This window comes from Pseudomonas sp. FH4, assembly GCF_000510915.2.
GTDB classification, from domain to species: domain Bacteria; phylum Pseudomonadota; class Gammaproteobacteria; order Pseudomonadales; family Pseudomonadaceae; genus Aquipseudomonas; species Aquipseudomonas brenneri.
In genome coordinates this window covers 241,304-267,908 of record NZ_AOHN01000016.1, presented here as the reverse complement: position 1 = coordinate 267,908, position 26,605 = coordinate 241,304, and the positions used below count along the sequence as shown (strand labels likewise).

29 protein-coding genes are annotated in these 26,605 nt (G+C 60.0%); 18 read left to right on the top strand and 11 right to left on the bottom strand.

Translation table 11 applies throughout. The features are described from left to right. The first annotated feature begins 34 nt into the window (after positions 1 to 34). The 5 genes from H097_RS12445 (at position 35) to tldD (ending at position 8,405) form a co-directional block, all read left to right on the top strand. Complete coding sequence (locus tag H097_RS12445; protein WP_032860099.1) at positions 35 to 631, top strand: nucleoside triphosphate pyrophosphatase; 597 nt, start codon at positions 35 to 37, stop codon at positions 629 to 631. 69 nt (positions 632 to 700) lie between these two features. Further along, a complete protein-coding gene (rng, locus tag H097_RS12440) occupies positions 701 to 2,158 on the top strand; it encodes a ribonuclease G (protein WP_032860098.1) in 1,458 nt (485 codons plus the stop codon). A 75-nt stretch (positions 2,159 to 2,233) separates the two neighbouring features. Beyond that, complete coding sequence (locus H097_RS12435; RefSeq protein ID WP_032860097.1) at positions 2,234 to 6,049, top strand: YhdP family protein; 3,816 nt, start codon at positions 2,234 to 2,236, stop codon at positions 6,047 to 6,049. A gap of 48 nt (positions 6,050 to 6,097) precedes the next feature. After that, positions 6,098 to 6,946: a carbon-nitrogen hydrolase family protein gene (locus H097_RS12430; protein ID WP_032860096.1), complete on the top strand. Its 849-nt coding sequence runs from the start codon at positions 6,098 to 6,100 to the stop codon at positions 6,944 to 6,946. A 16-nt stretch (positions 6,947 to 6,962) separates the two neighbouring features. After that, positions 6,963 to 8,405, top strand: a complete 1,443-nt coding sequence (gene tldD, locus H097_RS12425) for a metalloprotease TldD (RefSeq protein WP_032860095.1) — start codon at positions 6,963 to 6,965, stop codon at positions 8,403 to 8,405. A gap of 45 nt (positions 8,406 to 8,450) precedes the next feature. Here the strand turns inward: tldD and yjgA are convergent, their stop codons facing one another. Then, positions 8,451 to 8,972, bottom strand: coding sequence for a ribosome biogenesis factor YjgA (yjgA, locus tag H097_RS12420; RefSeq protein WP_029291815.1), 522 nt, complete (start codon positions 8,970 to 8,972; stop codon positions 8,451 to 8,453). A gap of 108 nt (positions 8,973 to 9,080) precedes the next feature. On the opposite strand from yjgA, the gene pmbA reads away from it, so the two are divergent. The 6 genes from pmbA (at position 9,081) to H097_RS12390 (ending at position 14,353) form a co-directional block, all read left to right on the top strand. Continuing rightward, complete coding sequence (gene pmbA, locus H097_RS12415) at positions 9,081 to 10,427, top strand: metalloprotease PmbA (protein WP_032860094.1); 1,347 nt, start codon at positions 9,081 to 9,083, stop codon at positions 10,425 to 10,427. Positions 10,428 to 10,579: 152 nt separating this feature from the next. Beyond that, positions 10,580 to 10,975 (top strand): hypothetical protein, encoded by a 396-nt coding sequence (locus H097_RS12410; protein WP_032860093.1) that lies wholly within the window; start codon positions 10,580 to 10,582, stop codon positions 10,973 to 10,975. Continuing rightward, positions 10,968 to 12,344, top strand: coding sequence for a class II fumarate hydratase (locus tag H097_RS12405; protein WP_032860092.1), 1,377 nt, complete (start codon positions 10,968 to 10,970; stop codon positions 12,342 to 12,344). Before H097_RS12410 ends, H097_RS12405 begins: the two co-directional genes overlap by 8 nt. A 27-nt stretch (positions 12,345 to 12,371) precedes the next feature. Then, entirely contained in the window at positions 12,372 to 12,815 is a 444-nt protein-coding gene (locus H097_RS12400; RefSeq protein ID WP_032860091.1) for a hypothetical protein, read from the top strand. A 1-nt stretch (position 12,816) separates the two neighbouring features. Continuing rightward, entirely contained in the window at positions 12,817 to 13,428 is a 612-nt protein-coding gene (locus H097_RS12395; RefSeq protein WP_032860090.1) for a superoxide dismutase, read from the top strand. A gap of 31 nt (positions 13,429 to 13,459) precedes the next feature. Further along, positions 13,460 to 14,353: a ZIP family metal transporter gene (locus H097_RS12390; RefSeq protein ID WP_032860089.1), complete on the top strand. Its 894-nt coding sequence runs from the start codon at positions 13,460 to 13,462 to the stop codon at positions 14,351 to 14,353. A gap of 147 nt (positions 14,354 to 14,500) precedes the next feature. On the opposite strand, the gene H097_RS12385 is transcribed toward H097_RS12390, so the two are convergent. The 10 genes from H097_RS12385 to H097_RS12340 all read right to left on the bottom strand — a co-directional run bounded on the left by H097_RS12385 (position 14,501) and on the right by H097_RS12340 (position 21,511). Beyond that, entirely contained in the window at positions 14,501 to 14,773 is a 273-nt protein-coding gene (locus tag H097_RS12385; protein WP_032860088.1) for an HPr family phosphocarrier protein, read from the bottom strand. 16 nt (positions 14,774 to 14,789) lie between these two features. Beyond that, on the bottom strand, positions 14,790 to 15,647 hold the full coding sequence (gene rapZ, locus H097_RS12380) for an RNase adapter RapZ (RefSeq protein ID WP_032860087.1): 858 nt from the start codon (positions 15,645 to 15,647) through the stop codon (positions 14,790 to 14,792). Between the two features lie 2 nt (positions 15,648 to 15,649). Then, positions 15,650 to 16,114, bottom strand: coding sequence for a PTS IIA-like nitrogen regulatory protein PtsN (gene ptsN / locus H097_RS12375; RefSeq protein ID WP_032860086.1), 465 nt, complete (start codon positions 16,112 to 16,114; stop codon positions 15,650 to 15,652). A 12-nt stretch (positions 16,115 to 16,126) separates the two neighbouring features. Further along, complete coding sequence (gene raiA, locus H097_RS12370) at positions 16,127 to 16,432, bottom strand: ribosome-associated translation inhibitor RaiA (RefSeq protein ID WP_032860085.1); 306 nt, start codon at positions 16,430 to 16,432, stop codon at positions 16,127 to 16,129. A gap of 75 nt (positions 16,433 to 16,507) precedes the next feature. Further along, a complete protein-coding gene (locus tag H097_RS12365) occupies positions 16,508 to 18,001 on the bottom strand; it encodes an RNA polymerase factor sigma-54 (protein WP_032860084.1) in 1,494 nt (497 codons plus the stop codon). A gap of 184 nt (positions 18,002 to 18,185) precedes the next feature. Continuing rightward, positions 18,186 to 18,911, bottom strand: a complete 726-nt coding sequence (lptB, locus tag H097_RS12360) for an LPS export ABC transporter ATP-binding protein (RefSeq protein WP_029291791.1) — start codon at positions 18,909 to 18,911, stop codon at positions 18,186 to 18,188. Next, on the bottom strand, positions 18,911 to 19,444 hold the full coding sequence (gene lptA, locus H097_RS12355) for a lipopolysaccharide transport periplasmic protein LptA (protein ID WP_029291790.1): 534 nt from the start codon (positions 19,442 to 19,444) through the stop codon (positions 18,911 to 18,913). The genes lptB and lptA overlap by 1 nt, the downstream gene beginning before the upstream one ends. Then, on the bottom strand, positions 19,431 to 20,003 hold the full coding sequence (lptC, locus tag H097_RS12350) for an LPS export ABC transporter periplasmic protein LptC (RefSeq protein ID WP_032860083.1): 573 nt from the start codon (positions 20,001 to 20,003) through the stop codon (positions 19,431 to 19,433). Before lptC ends, lptA begins: the two co-directional genes overlap by 14 nt. A gap of 8 nt (positions 20,004 to 20,011) precedes the next feature. Next, the gene (locus H097_RS12345; RefSeq protein WP_032860082.1) at positions 20,012 to 20,536 is read right to left on the bottom strand and encodes an HAD family hydrolase; all 525 of its coding nucleotides are present in this window, start codon (positions 20,534 to 20,536) and stop codon (positions 20,012 to 20,014) included. Then, positions 20,537 to 21,511, bottom strand: a complete 975-nt coding sequence (locus tag H097_RS12340; protein WP_032860081.1) for a KpsF/GutQ family sugar-phosphate isomerase — start codon at positions 21,509 to 21,511, stop codon at positions 20,537 to 20,539. A 288-nt stretch (positions 21,512 to 21,799) separates the two neighbouring features. Between H097_RS12340 and H097_RS12335 the strand changes: the two genes are divergently transcribed. From H097_RS12335 to murA, 7 genes are all read left to right on the top strand, one after another. Continuing rightward, positions 21,800 to 22,609, top strand: a complete 810-nt coding sequence (locus tag H097_RS12335; RefSeq protein ID WP_029291781.1) for an ATP-binding cassette domain-containing protein — start codon at positions 21,800 to 21,802, stop codon at positions 22,607 to 22,609. Beyond that, positions 22,609 to 23,406: a lipid asymmetry maintenance ABC transporter permease subunit MlaE gene (gene mlaE, locus H097_RS12330; RefSeq protein ID WP_032860080.1), complete on the top strand. Its 798-nt coding sequence runs from the start codon at positions 22,609 to 22,611 to the stop codon at positions 23,404 to 23,406. Before H097_RS12335 ends, mlaE begins: the two co-directional genes overlap by 1 nt. Continuing rightward, positions 23,406 to 23,873: an outer membrane lipid asymmetry maintenance protein MlaD gene (mlaD, locus tag H097_RS12325; RefSeq protein WP_032860079.1), complete on the top strand. Its 468-nt coding sequence runs from the start codon at positions 23,406 to 23,408 to the stop codon at positions 23,871 to 23,873. Before mlaE ends, mlaD begins: the two co-directional genes overlap by 1 nt. A gap of 11 nt (positions 23,874 to 23,884) precedes the next feature. Further along, the gene (locus tag H097_RS12320; protein WP_032860078.1) at positions 23,885 to 24,538 is read left to right on the top strand and encodes an ABC transporter substrate-binding protein; all 654 of its coding nucleotides are present in this window, start codon (positions 23,885 to 23,887) and stop codon (positions 24,536 to 24,538) included. Continuing rightward, positions 24,535 to 24,840: an STAS domain-containing protein gene (locus H097_RS12315; RefSeq protein WP_032860077.1), complete on the top strand. Its 306-nt coding sequence runs from the start codon at positions 24,535 to 24,537 to the stop codon at positions 24,838 to 24,840. Before H097_RS12320 ends, H097_RS12315 begins: the two co-directional genes overlap by 4 nt. Positions 24,841 to 24,954: 114 nt before the next feature. Then, on the top strand, positions 24,955 to 25,194 hold the full coding sequence (locus H097_RS12310) for a BolA family protein (RefSeq protein ID WP_010567702.1): 240 nt from the start codon (positions 24,955 to 24,957) through the stop codon (positions 25,192 to 25,194). Between the two features lie 23 nt (positions 25,195 to 25,217). After that, complete coding sequence (gene murA, locus H097_RS12305) at positions 25,218 to 26,483, top strand: UDP-N-acetylglucosamine 1-carboxyvinyltransferase (protein WP_032860076.1); 1,266 nt, start codon at positions 25,218 to 25,220, stop codon at positions 26,481 to 26,483. Positions 26,484 to 26,605 lie beyond the last annotated feature (122 nt).

The window sequence follows — 26,605 nt, the reverse complement described above, 5'->3', positions numbered from 1 at the left end:
TGCCTGGTTATCGAACCCACAGGGAGAGTCTGCAATGCATGCACTTTATCTGGCCTCCGGCTCTCCTCGGCGGCGTGAACTGCTGACCCAGATCGGCGTGCCGTTCACCGTGGTCAACGCCGCCATTGATGAAACGCCCCTGGGCGACGAATCGCCTGCGTCCTACGTCGAGCGCCTGGCCCGTGGCAAAGCCGCCGCTGGCCTGGCGACATTGGCCGATACCACAAATGCCTGCGTGTTGGGGGCCGATACTGCCGTCATCCTTGATGGCCGGATCCTTGGGAAACCCCTGGACCAGGCCGATGCCTTGGCCATGTTGCTGGCCCTTTCTGATCGTGAACACGAAGTCCTTACCGCCATTGCGGTGCTTGATGACCAGCGCTGTGAAACGCGCCTGGTCAGTAGTCGCGTGCGCTTTCGCAAGGTTTCAACACAAGAAGCAACGACTTACTGGCACAGCGGTGAGCCCCAGGACAAGGCGGGCGGCTATGCTATCCAAGGGCTGGCAGCGGTGTTTGTCGCCGGGCTCAATGGCAGTTACTCCGCGGTCGTCGGCCTGCCGGTCTGCGAAACAGCAGAACTGCTGGGCCATTTCGGCATACCCTGTTGGCAACACCTTTGCGCGCGCTGAACGCTTTACTCCAGCGCCACCTATAAGCGATCGGCCACTATTGTGAAAACGCCTGAACGAGACCCAGCCATGAGTGAAGAGATTCTGATCAATATCACGCCGATGGAATCGCGCGTGGCGGTGGTAGAAAACGGTGTCTTGCAGGAAGTGCATGTCGAGCGCACCCAGAAGCGCGGGATTGTCGGCAACATCTATAAAGGCAAGGTCGTGCGGGTATTGCCGGGCATGCAGGCGGCGTTTGTCGATATCGGCCTGGACCGTGCTGCATTTATCCATGCTTCGGAAATTTCCCTGCGCGAAGGTCCGGCGGTCGAGAGCATCAGCGCCCTGGTACACGAAGGGCAGAGCCTGGTGGTGCAAGTCACCAAGGACCCGATTGGCTCCAAGGGCGCACGCCTGACCACGCAACTGTCGATTCCTTCGCGCTACCTGGTGTACATGCCGCGCACTGCCCACGTCGGCATTTCCTTGAAGATAGAAGATGAAGGCGAGCGTGAGCGCCTGAAAAAGGTCGTCAGTGATTGCGTGGCGGCCGAAGGCATCAAGGAAGTGGGTGGCTTTATCCTGCGCACCGCCGCCGAGGGCGCCGGTGCCGATGAAATCCTCATGGATATCCGCTATCTGCGTCGCCTGTGGGATCAGATTGATACCCAGATCAAGACGATCGGCGCACCGAGCGTCATCTATGAAGACCTGGGCCTGGCCCTGCGTACCCTGCGCGACCTGGTCAGCCCCAAGATCGAGAAAATTCGCATCGACTCGCGGGAAACCTTCCAGCGCACCACGCAATTTGTTGCCGAACTGATGCCGGAAATCGCTGATCGCCTGGAGCACTATCCCGGTGAACGGCCGATATTCGACCTGTATGGCGTCGAGGATGAAATCCAGAAGGCCCTGGAGCGCAAGGTGCCGCTCAAGTCCGGTGGCTACCTGGTGGTGGACCCGGCGGAAGCGATGAGCACCATCGACGTTAACACCGGCGCCTTTGTCGGCCATCGCAACCTTGAAGAAACCATCTTCAAGACCAACCTCGAAGCTGCCACCGCCATCGCTCGCCAACTGCGCCTGCGCAACCTGGGCGGGATCATCATCATCGACTTCATCGACATGGAAGATGAAGAGCACCAGCGCCAGGTATTGCGCACCCTTGAAAAACAACTGGAGCGCGATCACGCCAAGACCAACATCATCGGTATCACCGAGTTGGGCCTGGTGCAGATGACCCGCAAGCGTACTCGCGAAAGCCTTGAGCAGGTGCTGTGCGAGCCGTGCAGCAGCTGCCAGGGGCGCGGTAAATTGAAGACCCCGGAAACGGTTTGCTACGAGATTTTCCGGGAAATCCTACGGGAGGCACGCGCTTACCAGGCCGAAGGTTATAGAGTCCTGGCCAACCAGAAGGTGGTTGACCGCTTGCTTGACGAAGAGTCGGGCAACGTTGCGGAGTTGGAGGGTTTTATTGGCCGCACCATCCGTTTCCAGGTCGAAACCATGTATTCCCAGGAACAATACGACGTGGTGCTGCTCTGATCGGCATCAGTCCTTTTCAACGAGACCGGCAGACCGTGATCTGCCGTCCGACTATTACCTTGAGGGTCGCCTGACATGGAGCGTCTGAAACGCTTTTTTGCCGCACTGACCCGTTGGGGCCTTGGCCTGTGTGCATTGCTGTTGGTGCTGGCGGCGGTCTACGTCAGCCTGGGCCGTGAATTGACGCCGCTGGTCGCGGAGTATCGCGCCGAAATCGAGGCCAAGGCACAGGCGGCGGTCGATATGCCGCTGAGTATTGGTAGCCTGGAAGGGCGCTGGAGCGGCTTTGCCCCGGTACTGCTGGCCCATGATGTGATGGTCGGCGAGGGCAGCAGTGCCTTGCGCCTGGACCAGGTGCAAGTGGTGCCTGACGTCTGGGCCAGCCTGCTGGCGTGGGATGTGCGTATCGTCCACCTGGAAGTCAGCGGCTTGCAGGTCAGCGTCAAGGAAGGCAAGGACGGCCAGTGGGCACTGCAAGGCCTGCCGATGCAGGACGACCAGCCCCTGGATCCGGAGCAGTTGCTCAAGCGCATGCAGGCCGTGGCGAAGGTCTCGCTGCTGGACAGCCAGGTGACCTTGCAGCCGTTCGAGCAGGCGCCGCTGACCTTGACCTATGTGGGTTTGAGCCTGCAAACCGGCGCGACTCGCCAGCGCCTCGACGCCCGCCTGACCCTGCCTGATGGGCAGCCGCTGGCCCTTAGCCTGCGTACGCGGATCCGTGCCAGCCAGTGGAAGGACGGTGAAGTCCAGGCATACCTGAGCCTGCCCCAGAGCAACTGGGCGCAGTGGGTTCCGGCAAAGTTGACGGGTGATTGGAAACTCAGCGAACTGAAAGCCGGCGGCGAGTTCTGGCTGACCTGGGCCAACGGCACGTTGCAAAGCGCGGCCGCCCGGCTCAATGCACCGCAGGTAAAAGTCCGCTACGCCCAGCGCAAGCCTGCAAGCATCCAGAACCTGGCCTTGACGGCTTACCTGCAACGCAGTGACAGCGGCCTGAAGGTTGTCTTCGATTCGTTGGCCATGAACCTGGGGGAGACTCGCTGGGAGTCACACCTGCAATTGCAGCAAACCCTGGCCACCGACAAGACCCAGGAAATCTGGAACTTGCAGGCTGACCGCCTGAACCTGACGCCCATCACCCCATTGCTCAACGCCCTGGCGCCGCTGCCGGAAGGTTTTGCCAAGACCGTCGAGGCGCTGAAGGCCACAGGCATGCTGCGCAATGTGCGGGTGGATTATCGTCCCCAGGAGACGGGCGACCAGCGCGTCAGCTTTGCCGCCAACCTTGACCGCGTGGGTTTTGACGCCTATTTCGGCGCGCCAGCGGCGCGCAATGTGTCCGGCAGTATCAGCGGTGACCTGGGCCAGGGCGAGCTGCGCATGGACAGCAAGGACTTTGCCTTGCATCTGTTCCCGATTTTCGACAAGCCTTGGCAATACATCCAGGCCAATGCCCGCCTGACGTGGAAACTGGATAAGCAAGGTTTCACCTTGATTGCGCCGTACATCAAGGTGCTGGGCGAAGAGGGCAAGATCGCGGCGGATTTCCTGATTCGCCTGCATTTCGATCATAGCCAGGAAGACTACATGGACCTGCGGGTCGGCATGGTCGACGGTGATGGGCGTTTTACCCCCAAGTATCTGCCGGCGGTCCTCAGCCCGGCCCTGGATGAATGGCTGAGTACGGCCATTCTCAAGGGGGCGGTCGATGAAGGTTTCTTCCAGTATCAAGGCTCGCTGAACCATGATGCGGTGACGGCCGCGCGCAATATCAGCCTGTTCTTCAAGGTGCGCGACGCCGAACTGGCGTTCCAGCCCGGCTGGCCCCATGTCAGCAAGGTCGCCGGTGAAGTGTTTGTCGAAGAAACCGGCGTGCGCATCCTGGCCAGCAAGGGGCAATTGCTCGACACCAAGGTCAAGGACATCTACGTCAATATTCCCCATGCGCTGCCTGGGCATGACAGCCACCTGCTGCTCACGGGTGGGTTTGCCGGCGGGTTGGGCGATGGCCTGAAGATCCTCCAGGAAGCGCCCATCGGCACGGCATCGACGTTTGCCGGATGGAAAGGCGAGGGCGACCTGCAAGGTTCGCTGAACCTGGATATTCCCCTGGCCAAGGGTACCGAGCCGAACATCGTGGTGGATTTCAAGACCGACAAGGCACGCCTGCAACTGGCCGAACCTACCCTGGATCTGAACCAGCTCAAAGGCGAGTTCCGCTTCGACAGCGCCAAGGGCCTGAGTGGGCAGAACATCAGCGCCCAAGCCTTCGACCGGCCTATCACGGCGCAGATTGCTGCCGGCGGCAAGCCGGGCAATCTCAGCACACGGGTCACGGCCAAGGGCCAGGTGACGGTCAAGCGGCTCACCGACTGGCTGAAAGTCAGCCAGCCACTGCCGGTGTCCGGGGACATCCCGTATCAGTTGCAGCTCGACCTGGATGGTGCCGATAGCCAACTGATGGTCAGCTCTAACCTCAAGGGCGTGGCGGTAGATTTGCCGGCACCGTTTGGCATGCCCGCCAGCCAGGGGCGTGACAGCGTGTTCCGCATGACCTTGCAGGGTAAGGAACGGCGTTACTGGTTTGACTACGGTGAACTGGCGAACTTTACCTTCGCCGCGCCCGCAGACAACTTTGCCCAGGGCCGTGGGGAGCTGTTCCTCGGTGATGGCGATGCCTTGCTGCCGGGTGGCAAGGGGCTGCGGATTCGTGGTGTGCTGTCGGAGCTGGATATCGATCCCTGGAAGAAACTGGTGGACCGTTATGCCGGCAATGATCCCGGTGGCAACGCCAAGCAACTGTTGAGCAGTGCTGATTTCAAGATCGGCAAGCTGACGGGGCTTGGTACTCGCTTCGACCAGGTCAACCTGCAATTGGATCGCAAGCCCGCCGCCTGGGGCCTGCAATTCGACAGCCAGCAAGCCAAGGGCACTGTTGGCCTGCCGGATGCCAAGGGCGCCCCGATTGCCATCAACCTGCAATACGTGAAGCTGCCTGCGGTCGATCCGACGGTACAGGCCGATGAAAACGCACCTGATCCCCTGGCCGATATTGACCCCAAGGACATTCCGGCGCTGGATATCGCGATTGACCAGTTGTTCCAGGGGCCTGACTTGATCGGCGCCTGGTCATTGAAAGTTCGCCCGACGGCCAAGGGCATGGCCTTCAACAACCTCGACCTGGGCCTCAAGGGCATGCAGCTCAAGGGGGCCGGTGGCTGGGAAGGTGTGCCGGGCGCCACCAACAGTTGGTACAAGGGGCGCCTGGACGGCAAGAACATCGCCGATGTGCTCAAGGGCTGGGGCTTTGCGCCGACCGTGACCAGCGAGAGTTTCCATCTGGACGTGGACGGGCGTTGGCCGGGTTCGCCGGCCTGGGTCGGTCCCAAGCGTTTCTCCGGCAGCCTGGATGCGTCGTTCCGCAAGGGCCAGTTTGTCGAGGTGGAAGGTGGGGCCCAGGCGTTGCGGGTATTCGGCCTGCTGAACTTCAACTCGATTGGCCGGCGCTTACGCCTGGACTTCTCGGACTTGCTCGGCAAGGGCCTGAGCTACGACCGAGTCAAGGGCTTGCTGGTCGCCAGTAACGGTGTGTTTGTGACCCGTGAGCCGATTACCCTGACAGGGCCGTCGAGCAATCTGGAGATCAACGGCACCCTGGATCTGGTGGCCGATCGTATCGATGCCAAGTTGTTGGTGACACTGCCTGTGACCAACAACCTGCCAATTGCTGCGTTGATCGTGGGCGCGCCGGCCATTGGTGGCGCACTGTTCCTCATCGACAAGCTGATCGGCGATCGGGTCTCGCGTTTCGCCAGTGTTCAGTACAAGGTGGAAGGGCCATGGAAAGATCCCAAAATCACCTTCGACAAGCCATTTGAAAAACCACAATAAGCGCCTGTGGAGTAGCATGGCCCCATGCTTTTTATGGAGTGTGGGCCCATGTCCTTTGCGGTAATCCAGATGGTCAGCCAGAGCGATGTCCTGGCCAACCTGGCCCAGGCTCGGCGTTTGCTGGAACAGGCTGCGGCAGGCGGTGCGCAGCTTGCGGTATTGCCGGAGAACTTCGCCGCCATGGGCCGTCGCGACGTGGCTGAGCTTGGCCGTGCCGAAGCCTTGGGCGAGGGACCGATCCTGCCCTGGTTGAAACTGGCCGCCCGTGACCTCAACTTATGGATAGTGGCCGGCACATTGCCGTTGCCCCCACTGGGTCAGCCCGACGCCAAGTCCAACGCCTGCTCGTTGTTGATCGACGCGCAGGGGCAAATCGTCGCCCGCTACGACAAGCTGCACTTGTTCGACGTGGACGTGGCTGACGCGCGCGGGCGGTATCGTGAATCCGACGACTATGCTTACGGCAATCAGGTGGTGGTGGCCGATACGCCGGTCGGGCGCCTGGGGCTGACGGTTTGCTATGACTTGCGCTTCCCGGAGTTGTACAGCGAATTGCGTGCTGCGGGGGCTGAATTGATTACCGCACCCTCGGCCTTTACGGCGGTAACCGGGGCTGCACACTGGGATGTGTTGATCCGTGCGCGGGCCATCGAAACCCAGTGTTATCTGCTGGCCGCCGCCCAGGGTGGAGTACATCCGGGGCCTCGGGAAACCTATGGCCACGGGGCGATTATCGACCCGTGGGGGCGAGTGCTGGCGCAACAGGATCAAGGCGAAGCGGTGTTGTTGGCCGAACGCGATAGCAACGAACAAGCGTCGATACGGGCGCGCATGCCGGTGGCAGGCCACCGGCGCTTTTTCTCGCAGGGCGCACAGCGACCTGCTTCAGAACGATGAATTTAAGGCCGAACCTATGAGCGAGTTGTTGTCCTCAGTCAGTGAACACCTCCTGGCGCCCGGTGGCGTGACCATCGAAAGTCTGCAAACCGTACTGGGCGACCTGGCCGGGCCGGGCATCGATGCTGCCGACCTGTATTTCCAGGGGCAGATCTCCGAGTCATGGTCCCTGGAAGACGGGATCGTCAAGGACGGTAGCTTCAACCTCGACCAAGGGGTTGGCGTGCGTGCGCAGTCCGGTGAGAAGACCGGCTTTGCCTACAGCAACGCCATCACCCTGGAAGCCCTGGGCCTTGCAGCCCGCGCAGCGCGCTCGATTTCCCGGGCCGGGCAGAACGGCACCGTGCAGGCGTTCAGCACCCAGGACGTGATCCAGTTGTACGGCCCGGACAACCCGCTGGAAGTCATGACCCGTGCCGAAAAGGTCGAGTTGCTCAAGCGTGTGGATGCTGCAACCCGTGCCCTCGACCCGCGTATCCAGCAGGTGAGCGTGAGCATGGCCGGCGTCTGGGAGCGCATCCTGGTGGCGTCCACCGATGGCAGCCTGGCGGCGGATGTGCGGCCGCTGGTGCGCTTCAATGTCAGTGTGATCGTTGAGCAGAACGGTCGTCGCGAGCGCGGCGGCCATGGCGGCGGCGGGCGTACGGATTATCGCTATTTCCTCAGCGAAGACCGCGCCATGGGCTATGCCCGCGAGGCGTTGCGCCAGGCGCTGGTCAACCTGGAAGCCATTCCGGCGCCGGCGGGTACGTTGCCGGTGGTGCTCGGTTCCGGCTGGTCTGGCGTGTTGCTTCACGAAGCCGTGGGCCATGGCCTGGAAGGCGACTTCAACCGCAAGGGCAGCTCCGCCTACAGCGGGCGTATGGGCGAGATGGTTGCCTCCAAACTCTGCACCATCGTCGATGACGGTACATTGGCCGGTCGCCGTGGCTCGCTGAGTGTCGATGACGAAGGCACACCCACCGAGTGCACCACGCTGATCGAAAACGGCGTGCTCAAGGGCTATATGCAAGACAAACTCAACGCGCGCCTGATGGGCGTGGCGCGCACCGGCAACGGTCGCCGTGAGTCCTACGCGCATTTGCCGATGCCACGCATGACCAATACCTACATGCTGGCGGGCGAAAGCGACCCGGCAGAGATCATTGCCTCGGTCAAACGTGGGATCTATTGCGCCAATCTTGGCGGCGGCCAGGTGGATATCACCAGTGGCAAGTTCGTGTTCTCCACCAGCGAAGCCTATTTGATCGAGGACGGCAAGATCACCGCACCGGTCAAGGGCGCAACCTTGATTGGCAACGGCCCGGAAGCCATGAGCAAGGTGTCGATGGTTGGCAACGACCTGGCGCTGGACAGCGGCGTGGGGATGTGTGGCAAGGACGGGCAGTCGGTGCCGGTCGGTGTCGGCCAGCCAACCCTGAAAATTGATGCGATCACCGTGGGTGGCACGGGGTCGTAAGGCGTGGAGCTTCGGGTGGCGAAGACCGCCACCCGGGGAAGAGGATCAGCGCAGGCCGCGTTGAGTCTCGTCCAGCTCACGGATGTACTTGAAGATTTTACGGCTGGTCGCCGGCGCCTTGTTCTGTGCCAGTTCGTGCTGGGCCTGACGGATCAGGGAGCGCAGTTGCTGGCGGTCGGCATCCGGATAATCCAGGACGAACTTCTCCAATACAGCGTCGTCACCGCCGATCAGGCGGTCGCGCCAACGTTCCAGGTTATGGAAACGTTCGTTGTACTGGCGAGTAGAGGCATCGAGTTGGTCGAGCAAGGTCAGAATGGCGTCAGTGTCCTGGTCGCGCATCAGCTTGCCGATAAACATGATGTGCCGTTTACGCGCGATATTCGCGGTGTGCTTGGGTGCATCCGCCAGGGCCCGACGCATTTCGTCGGTCAATGGCAGTTTGGCAATCAAGTCCGGCTTGAGTGTTGTAAGGCGCTCGCCGAGATCAACCAGAGCATGCAGCTCACGTTTGACCTGGGTTTTGCTTTTCTCCCCATCGAGGGAGTCGTCGTAAGAATCAACCATGGTGGCAGTCCGCAAAGAAACGCCGCCATGATAACCAGTCGGGGGCCGCTTGTCCGGCCCGGTCGCTCGATGGCCTTAACCGAAAGCAGAATTTGAGTGGAGAAAACCATGAGTGCAGCCCAAAGCGTCGGTCCACAAGCATTACCGGCACTGCAGGAACAAGTTGAGCAGATCATTGCCGAGGCCAAGCGCCAGGGCGCCAGTGCCTGTGAAGTGGCGGTGTCGCTGGAGCAGGGCCTGTCGACTTCGGTACGCCAACGGGAAGTGGAAACCGTTGAATTCAACCGCGACCAGGGCTTTGGCATCACCTTGTATGTGGGGCAGCGCAAAGGTTCGGCCAGTACTTCGGCCAGCGGCCCGGAAGCGATTCGTGAAACTGTCGCCGCCGCGTTGGCGATTGCCAAGCACACCTCCGAAGACGAGGCGTCGGGCTTGGCCGATGCCGCCTTGATGGCGCGGGACCTGAAGGATTTCGATCTGTATCACGCCTGGGATATCACCCCCGAGCAGGCCATCGAAAAGGCCCTGGCCTGCGAAGCCGCAGCGTTTGATACCGACAGCCGGATCAAGAATGCCGATGGCACCACCTTGAGCACCCACCAGGGTTGCCGGGTGTATGGCAACAGCCACGGGTTTATCGGTGGTTATGCGTCGACGCGTCATAGCCTGAGCTGCGTGATGATCGCCGAGGCCGATGGCCAGATGCAGCGTGACTACTGGTACGACGTAAGCCGCCAGGGTGAGTTGCTGGCGGACCCTGCAAGCATTGGCCAGCGCGCCGCGCAACGGGCAGCGAGTCGTCTGGGCGCACGCCCGGTGCCGACATGTGAAGTGCCGGTGCTGTTTTCGGCAGAGTTGGCAGGTGGTCTGTTTGGCAGCTTCCTGGGCGCGATTTCCGGGGGCAACCTGTACCGCAAGTCGTCGTTCCTTGAAGGCGCGCTGGGCCAGAAGCTGTTTCCCGAGTGGCTGACCCTGGATGAGCGCCCACACCTGATGCGGGCCATGGGCAGCTCGGCGTTCGACGGCGATGGCCTGGCGACCTACGCCAAGCCGTTTGTCGAGAACGGCGAGTTGGTGTCCTACGTGCTCGGGACCTACGCCGGGCGCAAGCTGGGCTTGCCCAGTACCGCGAACTCCGGTGGCGTCCACAACCTGTTCGTGACCCATGGCGACGAAGACCAGGCGGCGCTGCTGCGGCGCATGGGCCGTGGCTTGCTGGTGACCGAGTTGATGGGCCATGGCTTGAACATGGTCACCGGCGATTATTCCCGGGGCGCGGCGGGGTTCTGGGTGGAAAATGGCGAAATCCAGTTCGCCGTCCAGGAAGTGACCATCGCCGGCAATATGCGTGACATGTTCAAGCAGATTGTCGCCGTGGGTAACGACCTGGAACTGCGTAGCAATATCCGCACCGGCTCGGTGCTGATCGAGCGCATGACCGTCGCTGGCAGCTAAGCGTCAACCCGTTGCACAGAAGCGCCACCCCTTGGGGTGGCGCTTTTTTTTGCCTGGAATATCGCAAGGCCGGAAAAGGTATAGGTTCAATAGCTTGTTTTGATTCTCAATATCATTTAATAATAAATATCATTATCGAATGAGCGTGGGTCATGAGTTCTGTCTTGCACGAGGATCCCTACCTGGAAAGCTGGCGCTGGATGAGTCGTCAGATTCGCTGCGGGCTCAACCCTGATGAGCCACGCCTGATCGAACACTACTTGAGCGAAGGGCGCTATCTGGCCTGCTGTACGGCCACACACCCGTGGACCATTGCCGAGACCTCGTTCCGCCTGCTGATTGACACCGCCAGTGATATCGCCTTGCCCTGGCATTGGCGCTCCGTGTGCTTGGACCAGGCCTGGCGCCCGCTGCGGGACCTGGAAAACCTTTCTCACTGTGCCTGCCGCCTCAAGCGCTGGCAGACCTTTGCCTGGCAATTGGCGACCTGTGAATTGTTGCCGTCTATTTCTCACTCCGACTTGGTGCAAGGATCTTCCGATGAGTAATACCCGTATCGAACGCGACAGCATGGGCGAGTTGCAAGTCCCCGCAGAGGCTTTGTATGGCGCCCAGACTCAGCGTGCGGTGAACAACTTTCCGATCAGCCACCAACGCATGCCGACCCAGTTCATTCGCGCCCTGATCCTGGCCAAGGCTGCGGCCGCCAAGGCCAATGTCGATCTCAAGCAGATCAGCGAAGGCCAGGGCAAAGCCATCGTCGAGGCAGCCCAAGGCTTGTTGGAAGGCGACTTCATGCATCACTTTCCGGTGGATATCTTTCAGACCGGTTCCGGCACCAGTTCCAACATGAATGCCAACGAAGTGATTGCGACCCTGGCCAGCCGCCTGCTGGGTGAGCCGGTCAACCCAAACGATCACGTCAACTGCGGGCAAAGCAGCAACGACATCATCCCGACCACTATCCACGTTAGCGCTGCGCTGGTGCTGCATGAGCAGACGTTGCCGGCGCTGCTGCACTTGGTTGAAGTTATCGAGCGCAAGGCGGTTGAAGTCCATCCGTTCATCAAGACCGGGCGTACGCACCTCATGGATGCCATGCCGGTGCGCATGAGCCAGGTCCTGGAGGGCTGGGCGCAGCAGCTCAAGGCCAATATCGGTCACCTGCAAGGCCTGCTGCCAAGCCTGCAAGCCTTGGCGCAGGGCGGTACTGCGGTAGGCACCGGAATCAACGCACACCCTGAGTTTGCTGCGCGTTTCAGCCAGCAACTGAGCAACCTGACCCAAGTGCATTTCACACCGGGCAAGAACCTGTTCGCCTTGATTGGCTCCCAGGACACCGCCGTGGCTGTTTCCGGCCAACTCAAAGCCATTGCCGTAACGCTGATGAAAATCGCCAACGACCTGCGCTGGATGAACTCCGGCCCACTCGCAGGCCTCGGTGAAATCGAACTCGAAGGCCTGCAGCCGGGGTCTTCGATCATGCCGGGCAAGGTCAACCCGGTGATTCCGGAGGCCACCGCGATGGTTGCGGCACAGGTTATCGGTAATGACAGCGTGATCACGATTGCGGGGCAGTCCGGCAACTTCGAGCTGAACGTGATGCTGCCGATCATCGCCCAGAACTTGCTCGGCAGCCTGGAGTTGCTGGCCAACTCCAGCCGCCTTCTGGCAGACAAGGCCATCGCCAGCTTCAAGGTCAACGAGCCCAAGCTCAAGGAAGCCTTGTCGCGCAATCCGATCCTGGTCACCGCACTCAACCCGATCATTGGTTACCAAAAGGCTGCTGAAATCGCCAAGAAAGCCTATCAACAAGGCCGGCCGGTGATTGATGTGGCTCTCGAACACACCGACTTGCCGCGCAGCCAACTGGAGGTCCTGCTGGACCCGGAAAAGCTCACGGCGGGCGGTGTGTAATCACCGACCCTGCTTTGGAGGCTCACCATGGAGCACTGGAAACGCACGATCGAACGGGCCAATCGCTGCTTTATGCAGGGCGAACTGGTGGATGCCCGCGAGCATTACCTGCAGGCGCTGGCCCTGGCCCAAGTGTTGTTCGAGCGCTGGGGTGATGCCGACGAAGCTGTGGCAGCCTGCGTCATTTCCCATCACAACCTGGCGGACCTGCATCTGCGCCTGAACCAGCCTGAAGAAAGCGCCGAATACCTCTGCGCCATTCACCAGCGCTTGCTGCAGACCATGCAGGACACCCGGCTGCCGCAAGCCTTGCGCGAGGCGGCCTTGCGCCAGAGCAGCAAGACCTACGTTGAACTGTTGAATTTCATCAGCGATCACGGCGAGTACCCCCGTACCCATCGCTTGCTGGGCAGCAATACGGCGCAGACGGATGTGCCGACCCGCAACAGCCCTTTTTATGGAGCCCATTGATATGACTTACACCTTGCCTGCCTTGCCTTACGCCTACGATGCCCTGGAACCGCATATTGATGCGCAAACCATGGAAATCCACTACACCAAGCACCACCAGACCTATATCAATAACCTCAATGCCGCCGTCGAAGGCACTGAATTTGCCGGCTGGCCGGTAGAGAAGCTGGTCTCCAGCGTCCAGCAATTGCCGGAAAAACTGCGCGCAGCGGTGATCAACCAAGGCGGTGGGCATGCCAACCACTCGTTGTTCTGGGCGGTCATGTCGCCCAAGGGTGGCGGTAAGCCCGAGGGCGTCCTGGGCCAGGCGATTGATGCGCAGTTGGGTGGTTTTGACGCGTTCAAGGATGCATTCACCAAGGCCGCGCTGACTCGTTTTGGCAGTGGTTGGGCCTGGCTGAGTGTCACCCCACAAAAGACCCTTGTCGTCGAAAGCAGTGGCAACCAGGACAGCCCATTGATGAACGGCAATACGCCGATCCTCGGCCTGGATGTCTGGGAGCACGCCTACTATCTGCTCTATCAAAACCGCCGCCCTGAATACATCAACGCCTTCTACAGTGTGATCAACTGGCCGGAAGTCGCTGAGCGCTACCAGGCTGCACTGGCTTAATGCCCTCTCATAACAAGATCTAAGGCCGACTATGGGCACTGAAACACTGGCGATCAGCAGCGTGCGAATGTTCCGTTATGCGTTTGGCTCGTTGCTGCTATTGGCGGGAACTGCATTGCTGGTGGCCCACGGGCTGGCCTGGCTGAACCTGGAGCCACGGATTCTGCGGGCCCTGCAGGGTGGCGCAATTTGTGCCCTGGGTACGGCATTGGGCGCGGTGCCGGTCCTGGTGATCCGGCGGATGCCGCTGGCGGTCAGCGACACATTGCTGGGCTTTGGTGCCGGGGTGATGCTGGCGGCGACGGCGTTTTCGCTGGTCGTGCCGGGAATCGCCGCCGCCGAAAACCTGGGGCTGACGCCCTGGGCCTCCAGCGGGCTGATCAGTTTTGGCATCATGTTGGGCGCGTTCGGTTTGTTCCTGGTGGACCGCAAGGTCTCCGGGGCCAGCCCGGAGATGCTGGTCGGTACGCCCGACAAACCGGTGATTCCACCGCGTATCTGGCTGTTTGTGTTTGCCATCATTGCCCACAACATTCCCGAAGGTATGGCGGTGGGTGTCTCGGCCGGTGGCGGCATGCCTGATGCGGATAGCCTGGCCATGGGCATCGCCTTGCAGGATGTGCCCGAGGGGCTGGTGATTGCATTGGTGCTGGCAGGGGCGGGGATGTCGCGGGTCAAGGCTTTCTTGGTTGGCGCGGCGTCCGGGCTGGTGGAGCCGGTGTTTGCCGTGCTTTGTGCCTGGCTGGTCAGCCTGGCCGAGATGCTATTACCTTTGGGCCTGGCCCTGGCGGCTGGGGCGATGCTATTGGTGGTGACTCATGAAGTGATTCCCGAGTCGCGGCGCAATGGCCATGACAAGCTGGCCAGCCTGGGGCTGTGCATCGGGTTTTGTCTGATGATGGCCATGGATACAGCGCTGGGCTGATCCTTTATTCAGGCGTTGCACAAAACCAACGTGGGAGCGGGCTTGCTCGCGATGGCGGTGGGTCAGTCAGATATATTCGGCTGACACCCAGCTATCGCGAGCAAGCCCGCTCCCACATTGATTGGTGCTGCATTCAGGAAAGGCGGGCTATTCGCCTTCATCGAAGTAGTTATTGATCAACTTCACCAGTGCATCCAGCGCTTCCTGTTCCTGCTCACCTTCGGTCTTCAGATGGATCGTGGTGCCCTTGCCGGCTGCCAGCATCATCATCGCCATGATGCTTTTGCCGTCGACCATGGATTCTGGCGTACGCCCGGCACGGACCAGGCAAGGAAACTGGCCCGCAACCCCGACAAATTTGGCCGACGCGCGGGCATGCAAGCCCAGTTTGTTGATGATTTCAATTTCCAGAGCGGGCATCGCGAAGGTGTTCCTTTCAGCTGAGGTCGCGGTGGCGAACCTGGACATTCTTGAGGGTTTTCTGCAAGACCTGGCCCAGGCGCTCGGTCAGGTAGACGGAGCGGTGATGCCCGCCGGTACAGCCGATGGCGATGGTGACATAGGCCCGGTTGCTGGCGGCAAAGCGCGGCAGCCACTTGAGCAGGTAACTGGAGATGTCCTGGAACATCTCCTCGACATCCGGTTGGGCTGCCAGGTACTCGGCCACCGGCTGGTCCTGCCCAGACTGATCGCGCAGTTCCGGCTTCCAGTAGGGATTGGGCAGGCAGCGCACGTCAAACACCAGGTCGGCGTCTACCGGCATACCCCGCTTGAAGCCAAAGGATTCAACCAGGAAGGCCGTGCCGGGCTCCGGCTGGTTCAGCAGGCGCAGCTTGATGGCGTCACGCAGTTGGTAAAGGTTCAGGCTGGTGGTGTTGATCTTGAGGTCAGCCAAATCAATGATTGGCCCCAGCAGCTTGGTCTCGTCCTCGATGGCTTCGGCCAGCGAACGGTGCGGGCTGCTCAGCGGGTGGCGACGGCGGGTTTCCGAGAAACGCTTGAGCAGCGTTTCTTCGTCGGCATCCAGGTACAGCACGTCGCAATGGATATGCTTGGCGCGTACCTCTTCAAGCAGTTCCGGGAATCGCGTGAGGTGGCTGGGCAGGTTGCGTGCGTCGATCGATACAGCCACCAGCGGTTGCGCCAGCTCGGTATGGATCAGTGCGCGTTCGGCCAACTCGGGCAGCAGGCCTGCTGGCAAGTTGTCGATGCAATAAAACCCATTGTCCTCAAGCACGTTGAGGGCAGTACTTTTACCCGAGCCGGAACGCCCGCTGACGATGATCAAACGCATGATTACTGCCCGCTTTGCTCATCCAGGACAACCTGATACAGCGCTTCGTTGGTGCTAGCGCTGCGCAGCTTCTTACGTACTTCTTCACGGTCGAGCATGCTGGCGATCTGCCGGAGCAGCTCCAGGTGTGCATCGGTAGCGGCTTCCGGGACCAGCAGGACAAACAGCAGGTCAACCGGGGCGCCATCGATGGCGTCGAAATCAATGGGGGCCTCCAGGTGCAGCAGGGCGCTGACCGGGGTTTCGCAGCCTTTGAGGCGGCAGTGTGGAATGGCGATGCCGTTGCCAAAACCGGTCGAGCCGAGTTTTTCACGAGCAATCAGGGCCTCGTACACATCTTGCGTATCCAGCTCAGGCACTTCGCGGCCGATCAGGTTGGCAATCTGTTCGAGGGCTTTCTTTTTACTGCCGCCCGGCACGTTCACGAGGGAACGGCCGGGGGTCAGGATGGTTTCAAGTCGAATCATGGGTGGGGAGTGTTAGCGGCCTGTGCCTTGAAGAAGGCTCTGCTGCTTTTCCTTATGCTTTTTGATTTGGCGATCCAGCTTGTCGGTCAGGTCATCAATGGCGGCATACATGTCTGAATGCTCGGCATTGGCGACTACTTCCCCGCCGGGTATACGCAAGGTGGCTTCGATTTTCTGCTTCAGCTTTTCGACAGACATGATGACTTGCACATTGGTGATCTTGTCGAAATGCCCCTCAATTCGTTTGAGTTTTTCGCTGATGTAGGCGCGCAGCGGTTCGGTCACTTCCAGTTGGTGTCCACTGATGTTGACTTGCATACAGCTTCTCCTTCGTTGCCAGTGCATAAAGCGGCGGGTAGGAATACCCGCCACTGGAACGCTGTGGCCCGCCCGTCACATCAACCGTTTACGCTCGCTGGAAGGCGCGATCCCAAGGGACTCGCGGTACTTGGCGACGGTTCGACGGGCGACCTGAATGCCTTGTGCCTCCAGTAAACCAGCGATCTTGCTGTCACTCAACGGCTTTTTCTGATTTTCCGCGGCAACCAGTTTTTTGATGATCGCGCGGATCGCCGTGGACGAGCATTCGCCGCCTTCGGAGGTGCTGACATGGCTGGAGAAAAAGTATTTCAGTTCATAAATTCCCCGTGGTGTATGCATGAACTTCTGGGTGGTTACCCGGGAAATGGTCGATTCATGCATGCCAACCGCTTCGGCAATATCATGCAGTACCAGCGGTTTCATCGCCTCGTCGCCATATTCCAGGAAGCCGCGCTGGTGCTCGACGATCTGGGTAGCCACTTTCATCAGGGTTTCGTTACGGCTTTGCAGGCTCTTGATGAACCAGCGCGCTTCCTGCAACTGATTGCGCATGAACGTGTTGTCGGCACTGGTATCGGCCCGGCGTACGAAACCGGCGTACTGCGGGTTGACGCGCAGGCGCGGCACCGACTCCTGGTTCAGTTCCACCAGCCAGCGCTCGTTGTCCTTGCGCACGATCACGTCGGGGACGACGTATTCGGCTTCGCTGGACTCGATTTGCGAGCCGGGGCGCGGGTTGAGGCTCTGTACCAGTTCGATAATCTGGCGCAGATCGTCTTCCTTGAGCTTCATCCGGCGCATCAACTGGCTGTAGTCGCGGCTGCCCAGCAGGTCGATGTAATCGGTGACCAGGCGCTGGGCTTCGGCCAGCCATGGGGTCTTGGCCGGCAACTGGCGCAGTTGCAGCAGCAGGCACTCGCTGAGGTTGCGGGCGCCGATGCCGGCAGGCTCGAACTGCTGGATGCGGTGCAGGACTGCTTCGATTTCGTCCAGCTCGATATCCAGTTCCGGGTCGAAAGCCTCAAGGATTTCTTCGAGGGTCTCGTCCAGGTAGCCCTGATTGTTGATGCAATCGATCAGGGTCACGGCGATCAGGCGATCGGTGTCGGACATCGGGGCGAGGTTCAATTGCCACAGCAGGTGGCTCTGCAGGCTCTCGCCAACGGAGGTGCGGGTGGTGAAGTCCCACTCGTCATCGTCGTTGCTGGGCAGGCTGCTGGCGCTGGTCTGGTAGACGTCTTCCCAGGCCGTATCCACCGGCAGTTCATTGGGAATGCGTTCGTTCCATTCGCCTTCTTCCAGGTTATCCACCGTGGGTGCGGTTTCCTGGTAGGACGGTTCCTGGACGTCGGTATTGGGTTTTTGCTCGATGTTGTCGGCCAGCGGGTCGGCGTTATCGAAGTCGTCGCCTTCTTCCTGGCGTTCGAGCATCGGGTTGGACTCCAGGGCCTCCTGGATTTCCTGTTGCAGGTCCAGGGTCGACAATTGGAGCAGGCGGATGGCCTGTTGCAGCTGCGGTGTCATCGTCAGCTGCTGGCCCATTCTCAGGACTAGCGATGGTTTCATGGCAGGGGCTTAACACCTTATTCGCCGGCGCAATGCGCCATCCACGACAGGGCGCGTGAGCGCCAAACATAAGCAAATTATATGCCTGATATCGGGGGCTTTGCCTAGAGCGCGGTAACAATAAAAATAATGAGGTTTTTATTGACTCCCGCGCCTGATGGCGAATGTCCTGACACCACAGTGTTTACAGGCGGAATTCGTGACCCAGGTACACTTCCTTGACCAGTTCGTTGGCCAGGATGGTAGCGGAGTCACCTTCGGCAATCAGTTGGCCATCGTTGACGATGTACGCGGTTTCGCAGATATCCAGGGTCTCACGCACGTTGTGGTCGGTGATCAGCACGCCGATCCCCTTGGCCTTGAGGTGATGGATGATCTGCTTGATGTCGCCAACCGAAATCGGGTCGACACCGGCGAAGGGTTCATCGAGCAGGATGAACTTCGGTGCAGTGGCCAGGGCGCGGGCGATTTCCACACGACGACGCTCGCCGCCGGACAGGCTCATGCCGAGGTTGTCGCGAATGTGGTTGATGTGGAACTCCTGCAACAGGCTTTCCAGCTCTTGGCGGCGTCCGTCGCGATCCAGTTCCTTGCGGGTTTCAAGGATCGCCATGATGTTGTCGGATACTGACAGTTTGCGGAAGATCGACGCCTCCTGGGGGAGATAGCCGATACCGGCCCGTGCACGACCGTGCATTGGCTGATGGCTGACGTCCAGGTCGTCGATCAAAACACGGCCCTGGTCAGCCTGGACCAGGCCGACGATCATGTAGAAGCAGGTGGTCTTGCCGGCACCGTTGGGGCCAAGCAGGCCGACGATCTGGCCGCTGTCGATCGACAGGCTGACGTCGCGCACGACCTGACGGCTTTTATAGGCCTTGGCCAGATGCTGGGCTTTCAGGGTTGCCATTACTGGGCCTTCTTCTTCGGCTGGATAACCATGTCAATGCGCGGACGTGGCGCGGTGACCTTGGTGCCATTGGCGCGGCCGGCAGTCGCAACTTGCTTGACGGTGTCGTAGACAATTTTCTCGCCTTCGGTCGAGTTACCGTCGCTGCTGATCACTTTGGCACGATCAGTCAGTACGATGCGGTTTTGCGGCGCGTGGTACTGGATGGTTACGCCGTAGCCTTTGATCGGACCTGGATCGGCGGCATTCTGCTTCTGTTCGAAATAGGCAAGGTTGCCCACCGAGGTCACGACGTCGATGTCGCCGGCCGGGGTGCGGGTAAGGGTCACGGTATTGCCGGTAATTTTCATCGAGCCTTGGGTGATGATTACATCGCCCTTGTAGGTCGCGATACCTTGCTTGTCATCCAGTTGCGCATCGTCAGCCTGAATGTGGATCGGTTGCTGGCTATCGTTCGGCAGAGCCCAGGCGCTCACGCTTCCCAGTGCTGCGCCCAGACCGAGCAAAATAGGGAGGGTTTTAACGAGCCTCATACTGTCCTCTTACGTTCGATAGCAGGTGTATCCTGCTTTCTTTCAAATACGCTTTCATTCCCTTGCCAGTCGATACACCGCCAGCGCCGTCGATTCTAACGTCTTGCTCGGTCTGCGCATATTGCTTCTGTGGGAATACGGTCATGCGACTGCTGGTAATGATGGTCTCGCGGTTCTGTGCGTCGGTGCGCGCAACGCGCACCGAATCGATCAGCTCCACTTCGGTACCGTCCGGGTTGACCTCGCCACGCTTGCTGGTGACATGCCACGGGAATTCGGTGCCGCGATACAGGTTCAGGTCGGGATTGGTCAGCAATGTGACCTCCGAAGCCTTCAAGTGTTCGACCTTGTCCGACGTCATTTCGTATTGCACCTTGCCGTCAGGCAGGAACTGCACGCTGTAGGCGTTGGTGGCGTAATAGTCGATGGCGCCCTGGTCGGCCTGCACAACGGGCTGGTCGAGGAAGCGCTCCGGGCTGATATTCCAGTAGCCCACCGCCAGGAACAGCGCGGCGATGGCTCCGAATATCAGGAAGTTACGAATCTTTTTGCTCAGCATAGAAGGCTCTATAGGTAGGCGGCGTGGGCCGCTTCAAGGCTGCCTTGGGCACGCAGGATCAGCTCGCAGAACTCGCGGGCGGCGCCTTCGCCGCCACGGGCCTGGGTGATGCCGTGGGCATGCTCGCGGACAAACGACGCGGCGTTGGCCACGGCCATGCCCAGGCCTACGCGACGAATCACCGGCAGGTCAGGCAAGTCGTCGCCCAGATAGGCGACCTGCTCATAGCTTAGGTTGAGTTTGCCAAGAAGCTCATCCAGAACCACCAGTTTATCCTCGCGCCCCTGATAGAGGTAAGGAATCCCCAGGTTTTGTGCGCGGCGTTCCACAACGGGTGTCTTTCGACCACTGATGATCGCGGTTTGCACACCGGAGGCCATCAACATCTTGATGCCCTGGCCGTCCAGCGTGTTGAAGGTCTTGAATTCGCTGCCGTCTTCGAGAAAGTACAGGCGGCCGTCGGTCAGCACGCCGTCCACGTCGAAAATTGCCAGTTTGATGGCCTTGCCCCGTTGCAACAGGTCGTTGCTCATTTACATCACTCCTGCGCGCAGCAAATCGTGCATGTTCAGGGCGCCGATCGGGTGATCGGCATCGTCGACCACCACCAGGGCGCCGATTTTGTGGTCTTCCATGATCTTCAGGGCTTCAGCCGCGAGCATTTCGGCGCGGGCGGTCTTGCCGTGGGGGGTCATGACCTGATCGATGGTCGCGGTGTGGATATCAATGGTGCGGTCCAGGGTGCGGCGCAGGTCGCCGTCGGTGAAGACCCCGGCCAGGCGCCCGTCGGCTTCCAGGATCACCGTCATGCCCAGGCCCTTGCGGGTCATTTCCATCAACGCGTCCTTGAGCAGCGTGCCGCGCTGTACCTGTGGCAGCTCATCGCCGGAATGCATCACATTTTCCACTTTCAGCAGCAGGCGACGACCGAGGGCGCCACCAGGGTGGGAAAAGGCGAAATCTTCGGCGGTAAAACCGCGGGCTTCCAGCAGGGCCACGGCCAGCGCGTCGCCCATGACCAGGGCGGCGGTGGTGGAGGAGGTCGGCGCCAGGTTGAGCGGGCAGGCTTCGTGGGCCACGTGCACGTTCAGGTTCACTTCGGCGGCCTTGGCCAGCGTCGAATCCGGGTTGCCGGTCACGCTGATCAGCTTGATGCCCAGGCGCTTGATCAGCGGCAGCAGGGTCACGATTTCGTTGGTGGTGCCGGAGTTGGACAGGGCCAGGATCACGTCATCACGGGTGATCATGCCCATGTCACCATGGCTGGCTTCGGCCGGGTGCACGAAAAATGCGGTGGTGCCAGTGCTGGCCAGGGTGGCGGCAATCTTGTTGCCGACATGGCCTGACTTGCCCATGCCGACCACGACAACCCGGCCTTTACTGGCCAGGATCATCTCGCAGGCGCGTACGAAATCTGCGTCGATATGGGCCAGCAAGCCTTCTACGGCTTCAAGTTCGAGGCGGATGGTGCGTTGTGCGGATTGAATAAGGTCGCTGGATTGGCTCATGTCTGAAATCGTATAGCCTGACGAAAAGTCGGCGATTATAGCGGTAATGATCAATTCCCTCACGCAAGTTCGTCAGGTGTTGTGCTTCTTGAGCGCGAGATCAGTCTCAATTGCGCTTTTTACCTGTCCTCTTTCTGAACAAGCGCTGCTCCGGCCTTGGGCGCTTTATGTCAGCAGTGATATAGTTCGCCGCCAGTTCGGTCCGCGCAGTCCACATGTGTCTAACTGTCGCAAGCAGTTGTCCCAAGCATGGTGTCTGAGTGAGAAGCTGCATCCCAAGGAGTTTAGATGAGTGCCGATAACGCCTACGCGGTCGAGCTGAAGGGCCTTTCCTTCAAGCGCGGTACGCGCAGCATCTTCAATAATGTCGATATTCGCATTCCCCGCGGCAAGGTGACGGGCATCATGGGGCCGTCCGGCTGCGGCAAGACGACCCTGCTGCGCCTGATGGGCATGCAGTTGCGTCCCACCGCCGGGGAAGTCTGGGTCAACGGCCAGAACCTGCCGACCCTGTCGCGCAGTGACCTGTTCGATGCGCGCAAGCACATGGGTGTGCTGTTTCAGAGCGGCGCTCTGTTCACCGATCTCGACGTTTTCGAAAACGTCGCGTTCCCGTTGCGGGTGCACACCCAACTGTCCGAAGAAATGATTCGTGACATTGTATTGCTGAAACTGCAGGCCGTCGGCCTTCGCGGTGCCATCGACCTGATGCCAGATGAACTCTCTGGCGGTATGAAACGGCGTGTCGCCCTGGCGCGTGCGATTGCCCTCGACCCCCAGATCCTGATGTATGACGAGCCGTTCGTCGGCCAGGACCCCATCGCCATGGGGGTCTTGGTGCGTCTGATCCGTCTGCTCAACGATGCGCTGGGTATCACCAGTATCGTGGTTTCCCATGATCTGGCCGAAACCGCGAGCATTGCCGACTACCTCTATGTTGTCGGTGATGGCCAGGTGTTGGGACAGGGTACGCCTGAAGAACTGATGAACGCTGACAACCCGCGCATTCGCCAATTCATGACCGGCGATCCTGATGGCCCGGTGCCTTTTCATTTTCCGGCAGCGGACTACCGCTCAGATCTTCTGGGGAAGCGCTGATGCGCAAGACATCTTTAATCGAGAAGGTTCGTCTTTTCGGTCGCTCCGGCATCGACATCCTCGAAGTGCTCGGGCGTTCGACGATTTTCCTGTTTCACGCCTTGCTTGGCCGCGGCGGTATTGGCGGTGGTTTTGGCTTGCTGCTCAAGCAGTTGCATTCGGTGGGCGTGATGTCCCTGGTGATCATCGTGGTCTCCGGTGTCTTTATCGGTATGGTGCTGGCGTTGCAGGGCTTCAATATCCTGTCCAGCTACGGTTCCGAGCAGGCGGTGGGGCAGATGGTTGCGCTGACGCTGCTGCGTGAGCTGGGGCCGGTGGTCACGGCATTGCTGTTTGCCGGGCGTGCCGGTTCTGCGTTGACCGCCGAGATCGGCAACATGAAGGCCACCGAGCAGTTGTCCAGCCTGGAAATGATCGGCGTGGACCCGCTCAAGTACATTGTTGCCCCGCGCCTGTGGGCCGGCTTCATTTCCCTGCCACTGCTGGCGATGATCTTCAGCGTGGTCGGGATCTGGGGCGGTTCGTGGGTGGCGGTGGACTGGCTGGGGGTCTACGACGGCTCCTACTGGGCCAACATGCAAAACAGCGTGACCTTCAGCGGTGACGTGCTCAATGGCATTATCAAGAGCATCGTCTTCGCCTTTGTCGTGACTTGGATCGCCGTATTCCAAGGCTATGACTGTGAGCCCACTTCAGAGGGGATCAGTCGTGCCACCACCAAGACCGTTGTGTACGCCTCGCTGGCGGTACTGGGCCTTGACTTCATTTTGACCGCCTTGATGTTTGGAGATTTCTGATGCAAAACCGCACTGTGGAAATCGGTGTCGGCCTTTTCTTGCTGGCTGGCATCCTGGCTTTACTGTTGCTCGCCCTGCGAGTCAGCGGCTTGTCGACCAGCCCGGCCGCCGATACCTATAAACTTTACGCCTACTTCGACAATATCGCCGGTTTGACGGTCAGATCCAAAGTGACCATGGCCGGTGTGACCATCGGCAAGGTCACGGCAATCGATCTGGACCGCGACAGCTTCACCGGCCGCGTGACCCTGCAACTGGACAAGAAGGTAGATAATCTGCCGAATGACTCCACTGCATCTATTCTCACGGCGGGTCTGCTGGGCGAGAAGTACATCGGTATCAGCGTGGGCGGGGAAGAAGCCTTGCTCAAGGATGGCTCGACCATTCATGACACACAGTCGTCGTTGGTGCTTGAGGACCTGATCGGTAAATTCCTGCTTAATACGGTTAGCAAAGACGCCAAATGAGGAGTTTGTTCATGATCTCTACCTTGCGACGTGGCCTGTTGGTGCTGTTGGCAGCCTTGCCATTGATGGCTAACGCCGTGGCGGCGCCTTCGGCGCACGACATTATTGATAGAACCACCAAAGAACTGCTGGCTGACCTTGCCGCGAACAAGGACAAGTACAAGCAGAGCCCAGGCGCGTTCTACGACGCCCTTAACGGGATCGTGGGGCCGGTGGTCGACGCTGACGGCATCTCCCGCAGCATCATGACCGTCAAGTACTCGCGCAAGGCTACGCCTGAGCAGATGCAACGCTTCCAGGAAAACTTCAAGCGCAGCCTGATGCAGTTCTACGGCAACGCCCTGCTGGAATACAACAACCAGGGCATCGTGGTTTCCCCGGCCAAGGATGAGTCTGGCGACCGCACCAGCGTGGATATGCAGGTCAAGGGCAACAATGGCTCGGTGTATCCGGTTTCCTACACCCTTGAGAAAATCAATGGTGAGTGGAAAGTGCGCAACGTGATCATCAACGGCATCAACATCGGCAAGTTGTTCCGTGACCAGTTTGCCGACGCCATGCAGCGCAATGGCAACGACCTGGACAAAACCATCAATGGTTGGGCTGGCGAAGTGGCCAAGGCCAAGGAAGTGACCGAAGAAGCCGCAGAGAAGCAGGCCCCATGACTGAGTCGGCTGTTCGTCAAGGCCAGCCCGGCGAGTTGCTCCTGAGTGGCGTGCTCGACTACAGCTCCGGGCCGGCTCTGCGCAAGCAGGGCCAGGCGCTGATCAATGCCAGCACCGCGCCGGCATTGGTTCTCGATTGCTCGGCGGTGGTGAAGTCCAGCAGTGTTGGCTTGTCATTGCTCTTGTGTTTCCTACGTGACGCCGCCGCAGTCAGCAAACCTGTCAGTATTCGCGCATTACCCGAGGATATGCGGGAAATCGCCCAGGTTTGCGGTTTGACCGAGCTGTTGGCGCATCCTTAATACACATTATTGAAGAAGCCCCCCGTCAGAGTCCTGCTATGCGGGGTTCGCAGGCGCGGGGCTTTTTTGTATGATGTGCGACCCGCGCGCACTGGGCGCCGATAGAGGTTGAGCATGCAGGCCCTAGAAGTTAAAAGCTTCCTTGAAGGAAAGCTGCCGAATACTGAGGTTGCAGTTGAAGGCGAAGGCTGCAATTTCCAGCTGAACGTGATTAGCGATGAACTGGCGGCATTGAGCCCGGTCAAGCGTCAGCAGCAGATCTATGCCCATTTGAACCCGTGGATCACCGATGGCAGCATCCATGCGGTCACTATGAAATTTTTCAGCCGCGCGGCCTGGGCCGAGCGCACCTGAGCCCCCAAGACGTCGAGATTCTTATGGATAAATTGATTATTACCGGCGGTGCCCGTCTTGATGGCGAAATCCGTATCTCCGGGGCTAAAAACTCGGCCTTGCCGATCCTGGCCGCTACCTTGCTGTGCGATGGCCCGGTTACCGTAGCCAACCTGCCGCACCTGCACGACATCACCACGATGATCGAGCTGTTCGGCCGCATGGGCATTGAGCCTGTGATCGACGAGAAACTGTCGGTCGAAATCGACCCGCGCACCATCAAAACCCTGATCGCACCGTACGAACTGGTGAAAACCATGCGTGCCTCGATCCTGGTGCTGGGGCCGATGGTCGCCCGTTTCGGCGAAGCCGAAGTGGCCCTGCCTGGCGGTTGCGCCATCGGTTCGCGTCCGGTGGACCTGCACATCCGTGGCCTTGAAGCCATGGGCGCAACCATCGACGTCGAAGGCGGCTACATCAAGGCCAAGGCGCCGGAAGGCGGCCTGCGTGGTGCGAGCTTCTTCTTTGATACCGTCAGCGTGACCGGTACCGAGAACATTATGATGGCCGCTGCCTTGGCCAAGGGCCGCAGCGTCCTGCAAAACGCCGCGCGCGAGCCGGAAGTGGTCGACCTGGCCAACTTCCTGAACGCCATGGGCGCGAAGGTTTCCGGTGCTGGCACCGACACCATCACCATTGATGGCGTAGAGCGTCTGCACACCGCGACCTACAAGGTCATGCCGGACCGTATCGAGACCGGTACCTACCTGGTTGCTGCTGCCGTGACCGGTGGCCGCGTCAAGGTCAAGGACACCGATCCGACTATCCTGGAAGCGGTCCTGGAAAAACTGCGCGAAGCCGGTGCTGAAATCACCTGCGGCGAAGACTGGATCGAGCTGAACATGCACGGCAAGCGGCCGAAAGCCGTCAACGTGCGTACTGCTCCGTACCCGGCGTTCCCGACTGACATGCAGGCGCAGTTCATCTCCCTGAACGCGATTGCCGAAGGTACTGGTGCTGTCATCGAGACCATCTTCGAAAACCGCTTCATGCACGTGTATGAACTGCACCGCATGGGCGCCAAGATCCAGGTCGAAGGCAACACGGCCATCGTCACCGGTATCGAGCAGCTCAAGGGCGCGCCAGTGATGGCGACCGACCTGCGGGCTTCGGCCAGCCTGGTGATCTCGGCGCTGTGCGCTGATGGCGACACCCTGATCGATCGCATCTACCACATAGACCGTGGCTACGAGTGCATCGAAGAAAAACTGCAGATGCTCGGCGCAAAAATCCGCCGCGTACCGGGCTAGTCCCTGCTGCGCTGTAGGAGCGAGCTTGCTCGCTCCTACAAACACTGGTTTGTTTCAAATCGAGGCTGTCATGGCCTCGATCTGTGTCTGGCGCCGTTTGCGACCGGACAGCAATAGCCTGA